The organism is Stenotrophomonas sp. T8 (assembly GCF_051853085.1).
Taxonomy (GTDB): Bacteria; Pseudomonadota; Gammaproteobacteria; order Xanthomonadales; family Xanthomonadaceae; genus Stenotrophomonas; species Stenotrophomonas sepilia.
Genome location: NZ_CP195329.1, coordinates 1342368 through 1361085, shown reverse-complemented (window position 1 = coordinate 1361085; position 18718 = coordinate 1342368). Strand labels below are relative to the sequence as shown.

The window sequence follows — 18718 nt, the reverse complement described above, 5'->3', positions numbered from 1 at the left end:
CGGCAACCTGTTCAGGTAGGCGGTGAAACCGGGGTCGGATCCCTTTTCCCTGGGAAAGGGATCTGACCCCATGCATCGCGCGGCACCGCCGGAACTCAGAACTCCAGGTTGTCGATCAGCCGGGTGGTACCCAGCCGTGCGGCGATCAGCGCCACCCGGCCGCCGCCGTCGAAGGTCGGCTCGGCCAGCTCCGGAGTGCGCAGCACCGCGTAGTCAACCTGGAAACCGGCCGCCTGCAATGCGGCAGTGGCCTCGGCCTCGATGCGTTCACGAGCCTGCCCGGCCACGTAGCCTTCGCGCATGCCCAGCAGGGTCCGGTGGATGGTGGTCGCGACCGGACGCTGTTCAGCGCTCAGGTACTGGTTGCGCGAGCTCTTGGCCAGGCCATCCTCGTCGCGCACGATCTCGGCGCCGACGATCTGGACCGGGAACGACAGCTCGGCCACCATCTGCTTGATCACGGCCAACTGCTGGTAGTCCTTGCGACCGAACACGGCCACGTCCGGCTGCACCTGCAGGAACAGGCGTGCCACCACCGTGCAGACGCCATCGAAGTGCCCCGGACGGCTGGCACCTTCCAGCACTTCACTCACGCCCGGCGCGTGCATGCGCGTGGTCTTGTCCACGCCCAGCGGGTACATCGCCTCGACGCTGGGCAGCCACACCGCATCACAGCCAGCCTGCTCCAGCCCGGCCACGTCGGCCTCGGGCGTGCGCGGGTAGCGGCTGAAGTCCTCGTTCGGCCCGAACTGGGTCGGGTTGACGAAGATGCTCGCCACCACCTTGTCGGCGTACTGGCGGGCCAGCGCCACCAGCGAATGGTGGCCCCCATGCAGGTTGCCCATGGTCGGCACCAGCGCCACGCGCAGGCCCTCGCGCTTCCACTGGGCGATCTGCCCGCGCAGCGCGCCGAGCTCGTTGAAGGTCTGGATCATTGGGCGTACGCGTGCTGTTCGTCGGGGAAGCTGCCGTCGCGCACGGCGTCGGCAAATGCGCGGGTGGCACCGGCCACCGAGCCGCCTTCGGCAAGGAAATCCTTGACGAACTTGGGACGGCGATGGCCACTGTCCAGGCCGAGGAAATCGTGCAGCACCAGCACCTGGCCATCGCACTGCGGGCCAGCACCTATACCGATGGTCGGCACATCCACCGCAGCGGTCACTTCGGCGGCGACGGGGGTCGGCACGCATTCAAGCACCATGATGCTGGCGCCTGCGGCGGCCACGGCCCTGGCATCCTCCACCAGCTGGCGCGCAGCATCGCCGCGGCCCTGGATCTTGAAGCCGCCCAGGCGCAGCACCGATTGCGGGGTCAGGCCCAGGTGCGCGCAGACCGGAATCTCGCGCTCGACCAGGTAGCGGATGATGTCGACCTTGAAGCCGGCACCTTCGATCTTGACCATCTCGGCACCGGCCTGCAGCAGCTGCAGCGAGGCATCCAGCGCGCGTTCCGGGGTGGCATCGGCGCCGAACGGCAGGTCGGCCACCAGCAGCGCACGCTGCAGCACGCGGGCCACGGCGCGGGTGTGGTAGACCATGTCGGCCACGGTCACCGGCAGGGTCGAATCATGACCCTGCACGACCATGCCCAGCGAATCGCCGATCAGGATCAGATCGACGCCGTTGGCATCGAAGGTGCGGGCGAAGCCGGCGTCGTAGGCGGTCAACATGACCAGCTTCTGGCCATTGCGCTTGGCCTCGGCCAGGGCGGGAACGGTCCAGGGCTTGCTGTCTGCGTGGGTGCTCATGTGCTGATAACCGGGGGAGATAACCCGGTCATTATCACCCTATCGGCGCAATCCCGCAGGCATCCACCCGCACCACTGCATCCCGCACGCTGCCATGACCGGGAATGGCCAGATCAGGCGCGATTTCGGCCAGCGGCACCAACACGAAGGCGCGCTCGTGCAGGTAGGGATGGGGTACCTGCAGACCGGGCTGATCGAGGACCTGCGTGCCATACAGCAGCAGGTCCAGGTCCAGCGCGCGCGGCCCCCAGTGCACCGCCGGATCGCGCACGCGGCCAAAGCCCCGCTCCAGCGCCAGCATGGCATGCAGCAACTCATCGGCCGCCAAGGTGGTTTCGACCGCAGCCACGGCATTGACGAACGGCGGCTGGTCTTCATTGCCCCAGGCCGGGGTTGCATAGAGCCGCGAGGCCTGTCGCAGGCGCGTTCCCGGCAGGCCGTCCAGCGCGGCAATCGCCGCGCCCACGGTCGCGGCCGCGTCGCCAAGGTTGGCGCCGAGGCCGATCCAGGCGAGGGTCATCGCTTACTCGCCCGCCGCAGCAGCACCGGGACGTCGACGGCGACGGCGGCGCTTGCGCGGTGCCCCGCTCTCGTCATCGCCGTCTTCACTGTGCATCGCATCCAGCGACGACTCCAGCTCGCGACCGGACTGCGCCTGTGCTTCGCGCCAGAACTCGACATCCACTGCATGCTCGGACGAAGCGACCTGGCGCAGGCTGAGGAAATCGAACGCGGCGCGGAAGCGCGGGTGGGTCAGGGTACGGAACACGCGCTTGCGCTGGCGCGAGCTGAAGCGCGACTGCAGCAGCCAGATCTCCTGCATCGGCAGCGAGAAGCGGCGCGGCAGCGCGATGGTGCTGAGCTGCTGCACGGTGACCCGGTCGGCGGCGCGGCGCTGCGCCTCTTCCGGTGCCACCCCCTGCTTGAGCAGGGTCGCCTGTGCGCGGCAGAACGCCGGCCACAGCAGCAACGCGAACAGGAACGCCGGCGAGACCGGCTCGTCGTTGGCCACGCGGGCATCGGTGTTGGCCAGGCCTTCGACCAGCATGCGGCGCAGCGCGCCGGTGCGGTTGGACTTCAGCGCCTTGGCGCTCTCCGGGAACAGCACGTCGAGCAGGCCGTAACGCTCAAGGCCTTCGAAGCTGGCCACGCCGTGCCCGGACAGGAACAGCTTGAGCACTTCCTCGAACAGGCGCGCCGGCGCGGCTTCATTGAGCAGGCCGGCCAGGTGCGGGATGGGCGCAGCGGTCCCCTCTTCGATCTGGAAGCCGAGCTTGGCCGCCAGGCGCACCGCACGCAGCATGCGCACCGGGTCTTCCCGATAACGCTGCTCGGGATCGCCGATCAGCTTCATCAGGCGCGCCTGGACGTCTTCGAAGCCGCCGGTGTAGTCGCGCACCGAGAAGTCCTCGATGGCGTAGTACAGGGCGTTGCAGGTGAAGTCTCGGCGGACCGCGTCGTCTTCGATGGTGCCGTACACGTTGTCGCGCACGAGCATGCCGTTTTCCATCTCGCGGTCGCCGCTGCCGTCATCGCTGTTGGCACGGAAGGTGGCGACTTCGATGATTTCGCGGCCGAACACTACGTGGGCGAGGCGGAACCGACGACCGATCAGGCGGCAGTTGCGGAACAGCTGCTTGACCTGTTCGGGCGTGGCATCGGTGGCCACGTCGAAATCCTTGGGTTGGCCATTGACCAGCAGGTCGCGCACCGCGCCGCCGACAAGGTAGGCGCCGAAGCCGGCATCGCGCAGGCGATAAAGCACGCGCAGGGCGTTCGGGCTGATGTCCTTGCGGGAGATCGTGTGCTGGTCGCGCGGGATGACGCGCAGGCTGAACGGTGATGTAGCAGGGGAAATGATGTTGGCGCTTCCGGTTGAAGTTTCGGGATTGCCCAATGGCATCGAGGTGCATATACTAGCGCTCCTGCCTCGGCAGCGACACAGTTACGCTCCCTTCGTCTAGTGGTTAGGACGTGGCCCTCTCAAGGCTAAAACAGGGGTTCGAGTCCCCTAGGGAGCGCCAGTCGCCGCAGCAGGAACCGAAAAAGCCCGCCTTGTGCGGGCTTTTCTGTTTTCCGGGGTTGCAGTGATTGCGGTCGGATTGGCCGCTTGTGCGCCTCTCTGTTCCTGCGTGGGAGGGGGCGGGCCACCCTGGCCTGGACACGCAAAAGCCCATCCATGGTGCTCGATGGCGCCATCCATGGCGCCAACGGTCCAGGCCAGGGTGGCCCGCCCCCTCCTGACAGTTTCCCGCGAATGCGGCACGAACAGCCTCGCTCATCCGCAGCCAATTCAATCCCGACGTACTGTCTTGGATCGGCTGGCCTGCCGCCTCCCCATGAAGAAAGCAGGCGCTGAAACACAGGCCGGCCGTCAGCCTTCCATCTGCTCCAGCTCCTTGCCCTTGGTCTCGCGCACGTAGCGGACCACGAAGACGATCGAGAGGATCGCCGCGACGGCGTAGATGCCATAGGCGCCGGCCAGGCCGATGCCGGCCAGCAGCATCGGGAACGTCACGGTGATCGCGAAGTTCGAGGTCCATTGCGCCGCACCCGCCACCGCCAGCGCCGGGCCGCGGATCTGGTTGGGGAACATCTCGCCCAGCATCACCCACATCACCGGGCCCCAGGACATGTTGAAGAACACCACGTAGACGTTGGCTGCAACCAGCGCCAGCCGCCCCATGCCATCGGACAGCTGCAGGCGCCCATCGGCAAGGCTGCCGCTGGCAAACGCCACCACCATCAGCACCAGCGCCACCGACATGCCGACCGAACCGATCCACAGCAGCGGCCTGCGCCCGATGCGGTCGATCAGCAGTACCGTCAGCAGGCAGGCACCGATGCTCAGCGCGCCGGACAACACGTTGATCAGCAGCGCGTCGCTTTCCGAGAAACCCACCGCCTGCCACAGCACCGCGCCGTAGTAGAACACCACGTTGATGCCGACCAGCTGCTGGAAGATGGCCAGGCCGATACCCACCCAGAGAATTGGGCGCAGCTTGCCGGTGGTCTTGTTGCGCAGGTCGCCGAAGCGCGGCTTGTGCTGGTCCTGGGCAAGGCTGGCTTCGATCTCGGCCTGCTTGGCGGTGGCCGCGGCCTCGCCGTACAGCCGCGTCAACACCGCCCTCGCCTGCCCCTGCCGCCCCTTCAACACCAGGAAGCGCGGGCTTTCCGGGATCACCAGCAACAACAGCAGGAACAGCCCCGAGGGCAGCGCCTGCATCCAGAACATCCAGCGCCAGGCCTCATGGCCCAGCCACAGGGGCGCGGTCGAGGCGCCGGCGGCACGCGCCAGCAGGTAATTGCTGAGGAAGGCCGCAAACAAACCGCAGATGATCGCCATCTGCTGCACCGTGGCCAGCCGGCCGCGGTAACGCGCCGAGGCGACTTCGGCGATGTAGGCCGGTGACATCACGCTGGCCGCGCCCACCGCGAAACCGCCCAGCACGCGGGCGGCGATGAACAGCCAGGACGCGTGGGCCGCGCCGGCACCGAGCGCCGAGACAAGGAACATCAGCGCGGACACGATCAGGACACCGCGGCGCCCCAGGCGATCACCCAGCCACCCGGCCAGGAAGGCGCCGATCGCACAGCCCAGCAGCATCGAGGCGACTTCGAAACCGAGCGCCGCCTCACTGGAGTTGAAGGCCTGGCGGAGGCCATCGACCGTGCCATTGATGACACCACTGTCGAAACCGAACAGGAATCCACCAAGGGTGGCCACGCAGCTGATCAGGACGATGAATGCAGTGTTCTCACCGCCATGCGGCGCGGTGCTGGGCTGGGTTTGGGACATGGACGATCCTGCTGGGAAGGGAGTCCGGCCACGGTGGGCGACCGAGTGCCCCGCAGCGTCGCACAGCCCCCGCCGTGCCGCCAATGACTCCCACGGTCGCGCCTGCCAGACGCCCGTTTTCCGCCCCGCGCCGACACCGGGGGCCAACCTGTTCTAGAATTGGCGGGTTCAGGAATCGATCCACCCCCAAGCCCATGCCCTTTGTCGTCACCGAAAACTGCATCAAGTGCAAACACACCGATTGCGTGGAAGTGTGCCCCGTGGATTGCTTCCACGAAGGCCCGAACTTCCTGGTGATCGACCCGGATGAGTGCATCGACTGCACCCTCTGCGAGCCGGAGTGCCCGGTCAATGCGATCTTCCCGGAGGACGACGTTCCTGCCGGACAGGAAGGCTTCGTTGCCCTCAACGCCGAGCTGGCGAAGGAGTGGCCGGTGCTGACCGTGCGCAAGGACCCGCCCGCCGACGCCGGCGAATGGGATGGCAAGCCGGACAAGCTGAAGCTGCTGGAGCGCTGAGAAGCGCCCACGGCGGTAACGAAAAGGGCGCCAATGGGCGCCCTTTTCTGTTCTTCGGCAGACCCCAACCGTGCGCTCCGGCCGGTGCCAACCGCGCGACCTGGTAGGTGCCAACCTTGGTTGGCACAAAAGCGCCGACCAAGGTCGGCCGCTACCAGAGCGGGTGCGGACCAAGGCCCGCAGCCACCCGACCAGCCCTTACTGGGCGAGCTTCGCCTTCAGCGCGGCGATCAGCTTCACCGGCGCTTCGGCGGTGGCCGGCAGGCCACGCGGGTCAACCGCGGAGATGTAGGCGCCGGCATCGACGGCCACTACGCGGACCAGGAAGTTGCTGCCCTCGTAGGCCACGTCGTACGAACCCAGCAACTGCGCGCGGCTGGCGATGGTCACGCCCTCCACGCCTTCCAGCGCGGTACCGACCTTGGCGAAGGCTTCATCCTTGCCACCGGCAATGGTGAAACCGGTGCTGCCGGCTGCCGGAGCCGCAGCAACCGGCGCCGCCGGCTTGGTGGCCGAGGCCAACGTCGGCACCTTGTTGTCGGTGGTGGCATTGGGCAGGTTCAGGTCCGGCGGCACTTCCAGCGGACGCATTTCCGGGGCCAGGGCGTAGTCGCCCTTGGCGCCGCGCTTGAAGCAGCCGGTGGTGCCGGCAGCGACCGCCACAGCAAGCAGGGCATAGGACAGCACGCGGACGGTGGAAACGGATTGACGCATGTGAATCTCCTGGGTCAGACCAAGACGGAAGGTCAGTGGCTGGAAAGGGCTTCGAGGGCGGCGATGTCGCCGGCAAGATGGTCGGCAGCCGGATGATGCGCTGCCGACAACGGCAGCAGTGGCAGGCGCAGGTCGTGACCGATGCCGATGCGGCGCAGCAGCGCCTTGACCGGGATCGGGTTCGGTTCGACGCCGCAGAAATCATGGAAGGGATGCAGGCGCGCATCCCACGACGCGGTGGCTTCGTGGTCGTGTGCGGCGGCCAGCTCGCACATCCGGCGGTAGGCACCGGGAAGCACGTTGGAACCCACTGAGATCAGGCCGTCGATACCGGCCTGGATCGAACGCGCGGCCGTACCGTCGTCCCCGCTGAGCACGGCGAACTGTGGGCTGCGCAGAGCGAGCAGCGCCTGCACCCGGCCGGTGTCGCCCACCGCCTCCTTGATGCCGACGATGTTGGGGTGGCTGGCCAGCTCGGCCACAGTCTCAGGCTGCATGTCGCAACCGGTACGGCCGGGCACGTTGTACAGCACGACCGGCAGCCCGCCCTGGTCGGCCACCGCACGGTAGTGCGCGATCAGGCCGGCCTGGGTGGGGCGCACGTACGGCGGCGTGACCACCAGCGCGTGGCTGGCGCCGAGGGCGGCGGCACGACGGGTCTGTTCGATGGTCTTGGCAGTGCCCGAAAGGCCGGTACCGGCCATGACCGGAATGCGACCGCCGATGCGCTCGACCGCGCTGGCCAGCAGCAGGTCGTACTCGGCGTCGGTGAGGGTTGCCGCTTCGCCGGTAGAGCCGGCTACGACAACGCCATGGACGCCACCTTCCAGTTGCAGGTGCAGCAGGCGCTGCCAACCGTCGGGATCGAGGGCGCCGTCGGCCCGGAACGGGGTCGCCAGCGCGGTGATGAGGCCGGAAAGGGACAAGGACGTGCTGCTCTTGGCTGGGAAGGGAAAACGCCCGCCACGAAAGGCCGGGGGCGACTTGAATGTTACTTGCGGCGCGAAAGCACGGGCAAGTATGCTGGACACCGGTGGATCCCCGCCTCTGGCGGGCATTCAGACTAACGCATGCATTACCCGGAATCGCCTTGACCGACACCACCCCGCGCCCCGCGCCGAGCGAAAACCACCTCCTGATCAACGCCTATACGACGCATCCGGAGTCCCCCCTGCTGTCCGTCACCCGCCGCATCGCCGACAGCGGCTGCAATCTGGTGGATGCACGCCTGGCCACGGTCGGCCGCGATGTCTCGGTCACCGCCCTGGCCACCGGCTCCTGGGACTCGGTGGCCAAGCTTGAGGCGATGCTGACCCGGCTGGAGCGCGAGGAAGGCCTGAAGCTGGTCTGGTACCGCACCGCCGCCAAGCAGGCGCAGTCCAACCTGCTGCCGTACATCGTCGAAGTGATCGCCGCCGACAAGCCGGGCATCCTGTTCCAGCTGGCCGACTTCTTCGACCGCCAGGGCATCACCATCGAGAACCTGCAGAGCACGCGCTACCGCGCCATGCAGACCGGCGCGGAAATGTTCAGCGCACAGGTCACCATCGGCGTGCCGGCCAACATGCACATCGCCGCGCTGCGCGACGATTTCCTCGAGTTCTGCGATCACCTGAACCTGGACGCGATCATGGATCCGATGAAGTTCTGATTCTTCGCGCGTCTCTCACGGGCGCGTGGCGTTTCATGTAGCTGTAATGGCAAGAACCCAGGCTCGACAGAAGGACCTCATGAACAACGGCGACACCCTGGACAGCACCACCCTCTCCCTGCCACTGGCCCTGTCCGGCGGCGACCAGGCCACCCTCGGCGACTATGCCGGCCAATGGCTGGTGCTGTACTTCTATCCCAAGGACAGCACCCCGGGCTGCACCACCGAAGGCATCGACTTCAACGCCCTGCTGCCGAAGTTCAGGAAAGCCGGCGCCGTCGTGCTGGGCGTCTCGCGCGACTCGGTGAAGTCGCACGACAACTTCTGTGCCAAGCAGGGCTTCAACTTCCCGCTGGTCAGCGATGGCGACGAAGCGCTGTGCAGCGCCTTCGACGTGATCAGGATGAAGAACATGTACGGCAAGCAGGTACGTGGCATCGAACGCAGTACCTTCCTGATTTCCCCCGACAGCCGCATCGTGCAGTCCTGGCGCAAGGTCAAGGTTGCCGGCCATGCCGATGCCGTTCTCGCCGAACTGAAGGCCTCCCAGTCCAAGTGAGTCCCACTGCCTACTGTGTCTGCCATCACCCTGCCCCGCAGCAGGCCGTGGTGGTTTTTCCCTGTCCGTAACCAGGAATCGACGATGACCCGAGGCAAGCGCATCTACGTGCTGGATACCAACGTGCTGATGCACGATCCGACCGCGCTGTTCAAATTCGAGGAGCACGACATCTACCTGCCCATGCAGGTGATCGAGGAGCTGGACAACGGCAAGAAGGGCACCTCCGAAGCGAGCCGCAACGCCCGCCAGGTGAGCCGCTTCCTCAACGAGCTGGTGCAGGAATCGGGCCTGGACAACCTGGCCGACGGCATTCCGCTGCAGCGCCCCAACGGCCTGCAGCTGCGCGGCAAGCAGAGCGCCGGCAAACTGCGCTTCCAGACCAGCCATTTCGACGCGGGCAAGAGCTTTGGCAAGGTCATTCCGGACAATGCCATCCTCGGCGCGATCCTGGCCCTGAAGGAAGAAACCCCCGACCTGCCGGTGGTGTTCGTCTCCAAGGACATCAACCTGCGGATCAAGGCCGCCATCGCCGGCATCGTGTCCGAGGACTACGAGAACGATCGCGCGCTGGACGATTTCAGCCTGCTCTACACCGGCGCTACCGAGCTGCCGGAAGACTTCTGGAAACGCCACGGCGACGACCTGCGCAGCTGGAGCGACAAGGGCCGCTCGCATTACGAAATCCAGGCGCAGGACGGCGAGGAGTGGTATCCGAACCAGTACGTCTACCTGCCGGGCGAGGATGAAGTCGAACTGCGCGTCAGCCGCGTGGTCGGCGATGGCAAGGTGGTGCTGTCGCTGGTCGATGATTTCCGCCACGGCAGCCACGCCGTGTGGGGCATCAGCGCACGCAACCGCGAGCAGAACTTCGCGCTCAACGCACTGATGGACCCGGAGATCGACTTTGTCACGCTGCTGGGCACCGCCGGCACCGGCAAGACCCTGCTGGCACTGGCCGCCGGCCTGGCGCAGACAATGGACCAGCAGCGCTACCGCGAGATCATCATGACCCGCGCCACGGTCAGCGTCGGCGAAGACATCGGCTTCCTGCCCGGTACCGAGGAAGAGAAGATGACGCCGTGGATGGGCGCGTTGACCGACAACCTGGAAGTGCTCACGCACAACCAGGAAGGCGGCACATGGGGCCGCCAGGCCACCAACGACCTGCTGGCCAGCCGCATCAAGATCCGCTCGATGAACTTCATGCGCGGCCGCACCTTCCTGTCGCGCTACCTGATCCTGGACGAGGCGCAGAACCTCACCCCCAAGCAGATGAAGACGCTGATCACCCGCGCCGGCCCCGGCACCAAGATCGTGTGCCTGGGCAACGTCGAGCAGATCGACACCCCGTACCTGACCGAGACCACCTCGGGCCTGACCTACGCGGTGGACCGCTTCAAGAACTGGCCGCATAGTGCGCACATCACCCTGCGCCGTGGCGAGCGTTCGCGCCTGGCCGATTACGCTTCGGAGGTGTTGTGAACCGCTGCACGCGCCTGTTGTTGCCCACGGCTGCGATCACCCTCGCCGCCGTGCTCGGTGCCTGTACGACCACGCGCGGCCCGGCCAGCGTGCCCACCGCCGAGCGCACCGGCCAGTCCTGGGTGGTCACCCGCCCGATCATCGCCGCGCAGGTGCTCGACACCTGCTCGCGCCCCAGCCCCGGCCGCGAGGCCGGGCGGGTGTCGGGCTACTGGGCGCCCAGCCGGCAGCAGGTCGACCAGCTGGAGGCGAAGCTGTCGTCGCTGGAAGCGCAGGTCCCGAAGGTGCTGGGCTTCGACCGCCAGTACGTCGGCATCGAAAGCGCCGGCAAGCGGCTGATCTACATCAACGCCTTCCACCTGCCTGACGACAGCGGCGTCAATCCGGCCCGCGAAGCGATCCGCGTCTGCGATGGCGGCGCACAGTTCTGGGGCGCCGTGTTCGACCCGGCCAGCAACACCTTCAGCGAGCTGCAGTTCAACGGCGGCTTCGGCGGGCCCTGAGGGGCCTCGCCGATGGGAATACGCCTGCCCACCTGGGTCTGGATCGGCGCGGTCGCACTCTCGTGCGTGGCCGGCATGGTCAACGTGGTCGGCTTCCTCGGGTTCGAGCATCAGGCGGTCAGCCACATGACCGGCAGCACCAGCCAGCTCGGCATGGCATTGGCCCAGGGCGACTGGCGCGCGGTCGGCCACCTGTGGGGCCTGCTGATCGCGTTCTCGCTGGGCGCGATGCTCAGCGGCCTGCTGATCCAGGACAGCACCCTGCAGCTGGGCCGGCGCTACGGCGTGGCACTGGCGCTGGAATCGGCTCTTTTGCTGGTGGCCATTCCGCTGTTTGAAGAGCACCAGATCTGGGGCGCACTGGCCGCCGCCATGGCCTGCGGCCTGCAGAATGCAATGGCTACGACCTTCAGCGGCGCGGTGGTACGCACCACCCATCTCAGCGGCATGTTCACCGATCTCGGCATCGGCCTGGGCCACCTGCTGCGCGGGCTGCCGTTGCAGGTACGACGACTGACCCTCAGCGGCCTGATCATCAGTGGCTTCCTCGCCGGCGGCGTGATCGGCGCCTGGCTGTTCGCGCGCTGGCAGTACGACGCCCTGCTTGCTCCCGCCCTGCTCACCGGCCTGACCGGCCTGGGCTATGTGGTGTACCAGCAGTGGGCGCGTTGGCGGCATTGAGGGCCGCGCTGCGGGGGCCAGATCCCTTTTCCTGCTGAAAAGGGATCTGACCCCGCCTGACGGATCAAAGGCATCCACGCATGGCGTGGATCTACCCTCCCCTGCGGGACCACGGCACAATCGCCTGATGAGCCCGACCACTCCCGTATCCGCCCTCACCATCGCCGGCTCCGACTCCGGCGGTGGCGCAGGCATCCAGGCCGACCTGAAGGCCTTTGCAGCACATCGCGTGCACGGACTCTCCGCGATCGCCGCACTGACCGCACAGAACACCCGTGGCGTCATCGCCGTGCACGTGCCGCCGATCGATTTCCTGCGTGCACAACTGGATGCCTGCTTCGATGACTTCGACATCCATGCGGTGAAGCTCGGCATGCTGGCCAACACCGAGGTGATCAATGCCGTCGCCGATGCGTTGGAGCGCCATCACCCGCCACACGTGGTGCTGGACCCAGTGATGGTCGCCACCAGCGGCGCGCGCCTGCTGGAAGACAACGCTCTGCAGGCAATGCGTGAGCGGCTGATCCCGCTGGCCACGCTGATCACCCCGAACACGCCGGAAGCAGAGCTGCTGGCCGGACGGAAGATCGGCAACGGCGATGACGCCGAACAGGTGGCCTCCGCCCTGCTCGACCTGGGTGCCGATGCGGTGCTGCTGAAAGGTGGCCACCTGCAGGAAGGCAACCGCGTAATCGACCGCTACTTCGACGGCGTGAGCAGCGAAGAATTCATCCACGCCCGCCTGCCGCTGGATGCACACGGCACTGGCTGCACGCTGGCCTCGGCCATCGCCGCGCAGCTGTGCAACGGCCTGAGCCTGGCCAACGCCTGCGAAGCCGGCATCGACTACGTTGCGCGCGGCCTGCAGCAGGGCTATGCCCCCGGCCGCAGCGAGGTACGGGTGCTCGACCACTTCGGCGCGGCACCGCACGCATGAACCTGACGCCGGCCCTCCTTCCAGTGCAGTGCAGCGACGGGCATCGCTACGAAGTGATGGCCTGCATGCCCGCACAGCCCATCGCCCGCTTGTTGTGGCTGCCAGCGCTGGGTGTGGCCGCGCGCCACTACCTGCCGCTGGCACAGGCGCTGGCAGCGAAGGGCGTGGCGGTCTACCTGCATGAGTGGCGCGGCAACGGCAGCAGCTCGCTACGCCCGTCGCGCGCGCAGGACTGGGGCTACCGCGAGGTACTCGAGCAGGATCTGCCGGCCAGCCAAGCGGTCATGGCGGCCGCAGACGAGGAAGCAGGCCCCCTGCCCTGGATCATCGGTGGCCACAGCCTGGGCGGGCAGCTGGCCTGCGTGCATGCCGGCCGCAACCCTCTGCACTTCCATCACTTGTGGTTGGCGGCCAGCGGCTCACCGTTCTGGCGTGGATTCCCGCCACCGCGCGGCTGGCTGCTGCCACTGGTCTACCGCTTCCTGCCGTGGATCGCGCAGCGCCAGGGCGTGCTGCATGGCCGTCGCCTCGGCTTCGGTGGCACCGAAGCACGCGGACTGATCGCCGACTGGGCACGCGTCGGGCTGAACAACCACTACGCTGCCGCGGGCATGGGTGAAGACCTCGACGCACAGATGGCGCGCGTGCACGGCAGCGCACAGGCCGTACTGATGGAACACGACTGGTTGGCTCCGACCGGATCGATGCAGGCGTTGCTCGCAAAGCTGCCGAATGTGGACGCGAAGCTGCGCGTGCTGTCCGCGCAGGAACTGGGCACGCGCGCCGATCATTTCGCCTGGCTGAAGGCACCGGATGCCGTGGCGGACAGCTTTTTCATTCAGTTGGATGAAAATTTTCACAAAACTGTTGACGGTGTGCGCCGACATCCGCATAATTCCGCTCCTGTCGCAGGGCGCCCGTAGCTCAGTTGGATAGAGTACCTGGCTACGAACCAGGCGGTCGGGAGTTCGAATCTCTCCGGGCGCACCACTCGACAGGTTTTCAGCATCCGCCGCTGGAAATGTTTTAAAATTTGATTGTGTACCGCGCGCCCGTAGCTCAGTTGGATAGAGTACCTGGCTACGAACCAGGCGGTCGGGAGTTCGAATCTCTCCGGGCGCACCATACACAGTCGGCACAACAAGTTTATGTAATTGGCGCCCGTAGCTCAGTTGGATAGAGTACCTGGCTACGAACCAGGCGGTCGGGAGTTCGAATCTCTCCGGGCGCACCATTACACCGAAACAGCAGGCCTCGGCCTGCTGTTTTTTTATGTGTGTTTTTCGGCAGGGCTGCGCCCTGCACCTGCAGAAGCTACGGCCGGAGCAACAGCAACAGCTGGCATTCCGAGGGATGGCGGGGCGGCATGGGCAGGCAGGACACGCCGTAAACCCATCCATGGGGGCTCGATGGCGGCATCCATGCCGCCAACGGTCCTGCCTGCCCATGCCGCCCCACCTCTGACAGATTTCAGCGATCTGATGGATCCACGCCATGCGTGGATGAATCTCCGTCGGAATCGAATATTTCGAATCAAGATCGAAAAGCATCCACGCATGGCGTGGATCTATCGTGTCGACCAAGGTCGACACACACTAACAGCCCCAGGAATGTGTCGAAGGCGGGGTGGGTCCGGTTGCAGGAGTGTCCGCGGCATGGGTGCCGCGGCCAAGCCCCCATGGACGGGTCTACGGCGTCTCCCGCAACCGGACCCACCCCGCCATCCCTCAGCAAACCAGCTTCTGCTGTTGCTGTTGCTGTTGCTGTTGCTCTGGATCGTAGCGGGTACAGGGCGCAGCCCTGCCAATCCCCTACCCCTTGGCCATCGCCTGCCACCACTGCGACAGCAGCTCCGGCCTGCGTAGGCGCTCGCGCCACCAGCGCAGTGCCGCGCCATCCTCACCGGTGCGCCAGGCCAGCCAGAACGTTTCCTCCGGCTTGTGTTCCTCCACCTCGCGGATCACCAGCTGGCCACGCGCCACCGCAGCACGCGCGCATGGCTCGGGCAAGAAGCCGAAGCCCACGCCTTCGCACTGCAGCTTCAATTTGCTGGCCATGTCGGGCACGGTCAGCATCTCCTGCCCCATCAACAGGCCCACCGTGCGCGGCAGCAGCCTGCGCGCCGAATCGGAAACGGCGATCGCGCAATGCTCGACCAGCTGCTCACGGCCCAGCACGCCCTGCACGTTGGCCAACGGATGATCGGGTGCCACCGCGAACACGAACGCCACCGTGCCCAGCGGCTCGACCACATAGCCACCACCACTGGGCCCCTCGCCCGGCGCGCCGACCAACAGGTCGGCACGGCGGTCGAGCAGAGCCTCCCAGGTGCCGGACAGGGCCTCGCCGATCAACCGCAACCGGGTTGGTGCCTCGGCCTCACGGAATGCGGCGATATCCGGCCCAAGCAGCCAGGTCGGGAACACCGAATCCACCGCCAGGGTCAGTTCGGTCTCCCAACCCGACGCCACCCGGCGCACCCGCAGCTCCAGCTCGCGGGCCGCGCGCAGCAGGTGTCGGCCTTCGTCCAGCAGCGCGCGCCCGGCCGCGGTCAGCTCTGCACGTGGGCCGACCCGGTCGAACAGCTGCACGCCCAGATCCTCCTCCAGCTTGGCCACGGTATAGGAGATCGTCGAGGGCACCTTGTGCAGGGCCTTGCCGGCGGCGGCAAAGGAGCCACGGCGGTCGATGGCATCCAGGATCTGCAGGGCATCGAGGCTGAGCTTAAGCATTCGAATTTTTCGATGATGGTCGTCAAAACTATCCGTTTTTCAAACCCCGGACGCAAGCGGATACTTCTCTCCAACGGGGAAACACAGCGGTCACTGGTCCACCCCGCCCCATCGAAACCATCGAACAAGGAGATTCCCTCATGCTGCAGATCCGCAAGAGCGCTACCCGTGGCCTGGCCGAGCATGGCTGGCTGTCCTCGCGCCATACCTTCTCCTTCGCCAACTACTACGACCCCCGTTACGTCAGCTTCGGCCCGTTGCGGGTGATCAACGAAGACAAGGTGATCGGCGGCCAGGGCTTCGGCACCCATGGCCACAGCAACATGGAGATCATCTCCTACGTGCTGGGCGGTGCACTGGAACACAAGGACTCGATGGGCACCGGTTCGGTGCTGCGCTACGGCGACGTGCAGCGCATGAGCGCCGGCAGCGGCGTCACCCACAGCGAGTTCAATCACTCCGCCGACGAGACCGTGCATTTCCTGCAGATCTGGATCTTCCCGGACACCGAGAACATCGCGCCGTCCTACGAGGAGACCCACTTCACGCCGGACAGCAAGCGCGGCCAGCTGCGCCTGATCGCTTCGCCGGACGGTGCCGAGGGCTCGCTGCGCATCCACCAGGATGCCCGCATCTTCGCCACCATTCTTGATGGCGGCCAGAAGCTGCACCATGCGCTCGGCAACGGCCGTGGCGCCTATGTGCAGGTGGCGCGTGGCCAGCTGCAGGTCAACGGCATCACCCTGGAAGCCGGTGACGCGCTGCAGGTCAGTGACGAAGCCCAGCTGACCCTGGAAAACGGCAACGACGCCGAAGTGCTGGTGTTCGACCTGCCGCTGTAAACACGCCCTGTCCTGAAGACGTGGCCCGGCGATGCGGAAAGGCATCGCCGGGCCCGCTGCGCCTGATGGACGGCCCGCAATCGTATTCGGCCTTCGGTGACCCGAATGCCCCTTGCCCGATGCGACTGGAAACGCTTTCATGACAGTGTTTATCCGGACCCGCTCTCGCATGACGCCTTCATCTCCGCGTGCCCAGCAGCACGCCACCCGTGCCGCCTTCTTCATTCCTGGATTCGCCACCGCCGCGTGGGCGCCGATGGTGCCTTACGCCAAGGCCAAGGCCGGGCTGACCGACGCCAGCCTCGGCGCCGTGCTGCTGTGCCTCGGGCTCGGCTCGCTGCTGGCGATGCCGCTGGCAGGTGCACTGACGGGGCGGTTGGGTTGCCGCCGGGTGATGGTGATCACCTGCGCGATGATGCTGTGCGCCCTACCCTTGCTGGTGCTGGCAACCTCGCCGGTGTCGCTGGGCGCGGCGCTGTTCGTGTTCGGTGCCGGCGTCGGTGCACTGGATTGTGCGATGAACATGCAGGCGGTGGCGGTCGAGCGCGATGCCGGGCGCGCGATGATGTCCGGCTTCCACGCCTTCTACAGCATCGGTGGATTCGTCGGTGCTGGCTGCATGACCGGGCTGCTGATCCTCGGCACGCCGCTGTGGCTGGCCGCGCTGGTTTCGGTGGTGGCACTTCTGCTGGTTGCGATGCTGTCGGCGCCGCATTGGCGTCCGCAACGGATCCTGCACGAAGGCCCGCTGCTGGCACTGCCGCATGGCGTGGTGCTGTTCATCGGCGTACTGGCCTTCGTGGTGTTCCTCGCCGAGGGCTCGATGCTGGACTGGAGCGCCGTGTTCCTGGCCGAAGTGCGGCAGGTGCCGCGTGACCAGGCCGGGGCCGGCTTCGCGTTGTTCACCCTGGCGATGACGGCAATGCGCCTGTTCGGTGACGGCATCGTCGAGCACCTCGGCCGCACCCGCACCCTGGTCTTTGGCGGTATCACGGCCGCGGCAGGCTTCACCCTGGCCACGCTGGTGCCCTCGTTTCCGGTGGCGCTGGCCGGCTACGTACTGGTCGGGCTGGGCTGCGCCAACATCGTGCCGGCGCTGTTCTCGATGGCAGGCCAGCAGCGGGTGATGCCGGAAAGCATCGCCATCACTGCCGTGACCACACTGGGTTACGCCGGCATCCTCGCTGGCCCGGCTGCGATCGGCGCAGTGGCGCACGCCACCAGCCTCGGCTTTGCCTTCCTGTGCGTCGCCGTACTGCTGCTGGGCGTAGCCGCCTCCGCCCGCTCACTGGCCCGACGCGTGGCCTGACAGAAAAAGGGGACGGAGGGGATTAAGTCGCACCTGCCCCGAGTGTGCTGCAAACGACTTAATCCCCTCCGTCCCCTTTTTTCAGCCGTGTGCCAGCCATTCGGCCTGGGCCGGCAGCTGTGGGGCTGGGCACGCGCTCTGCGGGTGGTGCTGGTCGCGCGCCATCCAGTCATCGACCACGCCGGCCAGCAGGTCCAGCCGCAGCGGCAGGGTGATGTGGTCCTCTCCACGCATTTCGATGTAGTGCGCGCGCGGGTTGGCCTGCGCAAGCTGCCGGCCCTGGCTGACCGGAATGTGCTGGTCACCCTGACCGTGCAGCAACAGCACGCAGGCGCGGGTATCGGCCAGCGCACGCGCGACGTCGACGCGGTCCAGATCGACATCGATACGGCGGCTGGCGGCGGCGATCACCTGGTTGATGTCCTGGCCCCCATAGCGCCAGCGTGCGTACGACGCCACCGCCTGCGCCTTCAGCCCCTCCGGCTGCAGTCCCATCAGGTGCGGGATCATCGTGCGGATCGCCGCACCGGCATTGGCGAACGATTCCATCGCCACCACACCGGCTACCTGGTCACCCAGCTTGTCGGCGGTGAACACCGCCGTGGCCGCACCATAGGACACACCGAACAGGTACAGCGGGCCGGTCACTTCGCCGCGCGCGCGCAGCTCGCCGATGACATCGACGACGTCATCCGATTCATAGGTGCCATAGCCGGACGGACCTGCACCGGACTGGCCATGGTTGCGAAGGTCGAGCGTGACCACGCGGTAGCCGGACTCGGCCAGCTGCAGCGACCATGGCAGCATCGAATCACCATTCATCATCCACCCGTGCAGCAGCACCACGGTGCCGCGTGGCGCCTGCGCGCGGAACGGCTGCGGCACGGCCAGACTCAGGCCGGTATCAAGAGGCAGGCCGTTCTCATGACGCTGCGGAAGGTAGTGGTAGTGCGCGCCGTAGTCGCCGGGGTCGAACGCGCGCCAGAAGATCGGCACGCCATCGCGACCCGCTGCGAAGCCATGCCGGTTGGGCAGCCCGGCAATGGCCGCGGCGATGCGCGGGCGATCGAGCAGGGTCGACACGCCGCCTGGCGCGATCAGCCGGTCGGCAAGCGAGGTGGACGAGGCGTTGATCGAGGATGAGCATGCAGCCAGCCACAGGCCGGCGCACGCCAGCAACAACAGCAGCAGGCGCTTCATGGGCAATCGGGAAAGGATGCGACAGCGTGGCAGGTTAACGA

The 18718-nt window shown here is 66.7% G+C and carries 19 protein-coding genes and 4 tRNA genes; 14 read left to right on the top strand and 9 right to left on the bottom strand.

Features of this window, described 5'->3' with window-relative positions; all coding sequences use genetic code 11:
- Nucleotides 1–95: 95 nt before the first annotated feature.
- The 4 genes from panC to pcnB are packed head-to-tail and all read right to left on the bottom strand — an operon-like array spanning nt 96 to nt 3644.
- Entirely contained in the window at nt 96–935 is an 840-nt protein-coding gene (gene panC / locus ACSDHM_RS06475; protein ID WP_061480289.1) for a pantoate--beta-alanine ligase, read from the bottom strand.
- Nucleotides 932–1747 carry a 3-methyl-2-oxobutanoate hydroxymethyltransferase gene (gene panB, locus ACSDHM_RS06470; protein WP_014646749.1) on the bottom strand — a complete coding sequence of 272 codons (816 nt, stop codon included), beginning with the start codon at nt 1745–1747 and terminating at the stop codon, nt 932–934. Before panB ends, panC begins: the two co-directional genes overlap by 4 nt.
- Nucleotides 1748–1781: 34 nt before the next feature.
- Nucleotides 1782–2267 carry a 2-amino-4-hydroxy-6-hydroxymethyldihydropteridine diphosphokinase gene (gene folK, locus ACSDHM_RS06465; RefSeq protein ID WP_072168338.1) on the bottom strand — a complete coding sequence of 162 codons (486 nt, stop codon included), beginning with the start codon at nt 2265–2267 and terminating at the stop codon, nt 1782–1784.
- A gap of 3 nt (nt 2268–2270) precedes the next feature.
- Nucleotides 2271–3644 (bottom strand): polynucleotide adenylyltransferase PcnB, encoded by a 1374-nt coding sequence (gene pcnB, locus ACSDHM_RS06460; protein WP_049411322.1) that lies wholly within the window; start codon nt 3642–3644, stop codon nt 2271–2273.
- A 52-nt stretch (nt 3645–3696) separates the two neighbouring features.
- Between pcnB and ACSDHM_RS06455 the strand changes: the two genes are divergently transcribed.
- Nucleotides 3697–3771, top strand: a tRNA-Glu gene (locus tag ACSDHM_RS06455).
- A 350-nt stretch (nt 3772–4121) separates the two neighbouring features.
- Here ACSDHM_RS06455 and ACSDHM_RS06450 read toward each other — a convergent pair.
- A complete protein-coding gene (locus ACSDHM_RS06450) occupies nt 4122–5546 on the bottom strand; it encodes a sugar porter family MFS transporter (RefSeq protein ID WP_188241249.1) in 1425 nt (474 codons plus the stop codon).
- 194 nt (nt 5547–5740) lie between these two features.
- Here ACSDHM_RS06450 and fdxA point away from each other — a divergent pair, with 194 nt between their 5' ends.
- Nucleotides 5741–6064, top strand: coding sequence for a ferredoxin FdxA (fdxA, locus tag ACSDHM_RS06445; RefSeq protein WP_005409054.1), 324 nt, complete (start codon nt 5741–5743; stop codon nt 6062–6064).
- A gap of 198 nt (nt 6065–6262) precedes the next feature.
- On the opposite strand, the gene ACSDHM_RS06440 is transcribed toward fdxA, so the two are convergent.
- Together ACSDHM_RS06440 and dapA are read right to left on the bottom strand one after the other, a co-directional pair.
- Entirely contained in the window at nt 6263–6778 is a 516-nt protein-coding gene (locus ACSDHM_RS06440) for a hypothetical protein (protein WP_005416115.1), read from the bottom strand.
- A 32-nt stretch (nt 6779–6810) separates the two neighbouring features.
- Complete coding sequence (dapA, locus tag ACSDHM_RS06435; protein WP_061480294.1) at nt 6811–7704, bottom strand: 4-hydroxy-tetrahydrodipicolinate synthase; 894 nt, start codon at nt 7702–7704, stop codon at nt 6811–6813.
- A 164-nt stretch (nt 7705–7868) separates the two neighbouring features.
- Between dapA and ACSDHM_RS06430 the strand changes: the two genes are divergently transcribed.
- The 10 genes from ACSDHM_RS06430 (at nt 7869) to ACSDHM_RS06385 (ending at nt 13828) form a co-directional block, all read left to right on the top strand.
- The gene (locus ACSDHM_RS06430; RefSeq protein WP_005409051.1) at nt 7869–8429 is read left to right on the top strand and encodes a glycine cleavage system protein R; all 561 of its coding nucleotides are present in this window, start codon (nt 7869–7871) and stop codon (nt 8427–8429) included.
- 79 nt (nt 8430–8508) lie between these two features.
- A complete protein-coding gene (locus ACSDHM_RS06425; RefSeq protein ID WP_049411307.1) occupies nt 8509–8988 on the top strand; it encodes a peroxiredoxin in 480 nt (159 codons plus the stop codon).
- Nucleotides 8989–9072: 84 nt separating this feature from the next.
- Entirely contained in the window at nt 9073–10473 is a 1401-nt protein-coding gene (locus tag ACSDHM_RS06420; RefSeq protein WP_005409049.1) for a PhoH family protein, read from the top strand.
- Entirely contained in the window at nt 10470–10976 is a 507-nt protein-coding gene (locus tag ACSDHM_RS06415; protein ID WP_439426769.1) for a hypothetical protein, read from the top strand. Before ACSDHM_RS06420 ends, ACSDHM_RS06415 begins: the two co-directional genes overlap by 4 nt.
- 12 nt (nt 10977–10988) lie before the next feature.
- Nucleotides 10989–11657, top strand: coding sequence for a YoaK family protein (locus tag ACSDHM_RS06410; RefSeq protein WP_053500054.1), 669 nt, complete (start codon nt 10989–10991; stop codon nt 11655–11657).
- Between the two features lie 127 nt (nt 11658–11784).
- Nucleotides 11785–12594, top strand: a complete 810-nt coding sequence (thiD, locus tag ACSDHM_RS06405) for a bifunctional hydroxymethylpyrimidine kinase/phosphomethylpyrimidine kinase (RefSeq protein ID WP_252744887.1) — start codon at nt 11785–11787, stop codon at nt 12592–12594.
- Complete coding sequence (locus tag ACSDHM_RS06400) at nt 12591–13517, top strand: alpha/beta hydrolase family protein (RefSeq protein WP_088496464.1); 927 nt, start codon at nt 12591–12593, stop codon at nt 13515–13517. Before thiD ends, ACSDHM_RS06400 begins: the two co-directional genes overlap by 4 nt.
- Nucleotides 13508–13584: transfer RNA gene (locus tag ACSDHM_RS06395), tRNA-Arg, on the top strand. The genes ACSDHM_RS06400 and ACSDHM_RS06395 overlap by 10 nt, the downstream gene beginning before the upstream one ends.
- Before the next feature lie 58 nt (nt 13585–13642).
- Nucleotides 13643–13719: transfer RNA gene (locus ACSDHM_RS06390), tRNA-Arg, on the top strand.
- Nucleotides 13720–13751: 32 nt separating this feature from the next.
- Nucleotides 13752–13828 (top strand) — tRNA-Arg (locus ACSDHM_RS06385).
- Nucleotides 13829–14405: 577 nt separating this feature from the next.
- Here the strand turns inward: ACSDHM_RS06385 and ACSDHM_RS06380 are convergent.
- A complete protein-coding gene (locus ACSDHM_RS06380; RefSeq protein WP_188241248.1) occupies nt 14406–15326 on the bottom strand; it encodes a LysR substrate-binding domain-containing protein in 921 nt (306 codons plus the stop codon).
- Between the two features lie 140 nt (nt 15327–15466).
- Between ACSDHM_RS06380 and ACSDHM_RS06375 the strand changes: the two genes are divergently transcribed.
- The gene (locus tag ACSDHM_RS06375; protein ID WP_005416106.1) at nt 15467–16168 is read left to right on the top strand and encodes a pirin family protein; all 702 of its coding nucleotides are present in this window, start codon (nt 15467–15469) and stop codon (nt 16166–16168) included.
- Nucleotides 16169–16337: 169 nt separating this feature from the next.
- Nucleotides 16338–17477 carry an MFS transporter gene (locus ACSDHM_RS06370; RefSeq protein ID WP_088497758.1) on the top strand — a complete coding sequence of 380 codons (1140 nt, stop codon included), beginning with the start codon at nt 16338–16340 and terminating at the stop codon, nt 17475–17477.
- 81 nt (nt 17478–17558) lie between these two features.
- Here ACSDHM_RS06370 and ACSDHM_RS06365 read toward each other — a convergent pair whose 3' ends face one another.
- Nucleotides 17559–18677 carry an alpha/beta hydrolase gene (locus ACSDHM_RS06365; protein WP_088497757.1) on the bottom strand — a complete coding sequence of 373 codons (1119 nt, stop codon included), beginning with the start codon at nt 18675–18677 and terminating at the stop codon, nt 17559–17561.
- Nucleotides 18678–18718 lie beyond the last annotated feature (41 nt).

Coding starts and splice junctions, on each gene's coding strand:
- panC (WP_061480289.1), bottom strand. CDS start 935: ATGATCCAGACCTTCAACGAGCTCGGCGCGCTGCGCGGGCAGATCGCC.
- panB (WP_014646749.1), bottom strand. CDS start 1,747: ATGAGCACCCACGCAGACAGCAAGCCCTGGACCGTTCCCGCCCTGGCC.
- folK (WP_072168338.1), bottom strand. CDS start 2,267: ATGACCCTCGCCTGGATCGGCCTCGGCGCCAACCTTGGCGACGCGGCC.
- ACSDHM_RS06450 (WP_188241249.1), bottom strand. CDS start 5,546: ATGTCCCAAACCCAGCCCAGCACCGCGCCGCATGGCGGTGAGAACACT.
- fdxA (WP_005409054.1), top strand. CDS start 5,741: ATGCCCTTTGTCGTCACCGAAAACTGCATCAAGTGCAAACACACCGAT.
- ACSDHM_RS06440 (WP_005416115.1), bottom strand. CDS start 6,778: ATGCGTCAATCCGTTTCCACCGTCCGCGTGCTGTCCTATGCCCTGCTT.
- ACSDHM_RS06425 (WP_049411307.1), top strand. CDS start 8,509: ATGAACAACGGCGACACCCTGGACAGCACCACCCTCTCCCTGCCACTG.
- ACSDHM_RS06420 (WP_005409049.1), top strand. CDS start 9,073: ATGACCCGAGGCAAGCGCATCTACGTGCTGGATACCAACGTGCTGATG.
- ACSDHM_RS06410 (WP_053500054.1), top strand. CDS start 10,989: ATGGGAATACGCCTGCCCACCTGGGTCTGGATCGGCGCGGTCGCACTC.
- thiD (WP_252744887.1), top strand. CDS start 11,785: ATGAGCCCGACCACTCCCGTATCCGCCCTCACCATCGCCGGCTCCGAC.
- ACSDHM_RS06400 (WP_088496464.1), top strand. CDS start 12,591: ATGAACCTGACGCCGGCCCTCCTTCCAGTGCAGTGCAGCGACGGGCAT.
- ACSDHM_RS06380 (WP_188241248.1), bottom strand. CDS start 15,326: ATGCTTAAGCTCAGCCTCGATGCCCTGCAGATCCTGGATGCCATCGAC.
- ACSDHM_RS06375 (WP_005416106.1), top strand. CDS start 15,467: ATGCTGCAGATCCGCAAGAGCGCTACCCGTGGCCTGGCCGAGCATGGC.
- ACSDHM_RS06370 (WP_088497758.1), top strand. CDS start 16,338: ATGACGCCTTCATCTCCGCGTGCCCAGCAGCACGCCACCCGTGCCGCC.
- ACSDHM_RS06365 (WP_088497757.1), bottom strand. CDS start 18,677: ATGAAGCGCCTGCTGCTGTTGTTGCTGGCGTGCGCCGGCCTGTGGCTG.